A 221-nucleotide genomic window follows, 5' to 3' on the forward strand; every position below is an offset into this window, starting at 1 on the left:
GGCAGAAGAAATTATTTAGACCAGTTATCAAAAACTTCATTGATGACTTTATTCTCGATAAAAATCATCTGCTACCACAGAGAATCTATAAATAATAGTGCGTAAGTCCTAGTATCCATTAAAAAGTAAACATGTATTCTTTTCCGAATTGGTTTGATACTTTCTCCACCCATTGCTCTATTTTGTCAGCTGTCATGACTTGAAAATCTCGCCAATAATAT

1 pseudogene is annotated in these 221 nt (G+C 32.6%); it reads right to left on the reverse strand.

The window, feature by feature from the left end:
- Window positions 1-118 precede the first annotated feature (118 nt).
- Window positions 119-221: pseudogene (locus WFH18_RS18340) on the reverse strand (transposase); the annotation flags it as partial.

It is taken from the genome of Acinetobacter sp. USHLN143, assembly GCF_037145695.1.
In the GTDB taxonomy this organism is placed as follows: Bacteria; Pseudomonadota; Gammaproteobacteria; order Pseudomonadales; family Moraxellaceae; genus Acinetobacter; species Acinetobacter fasciculus.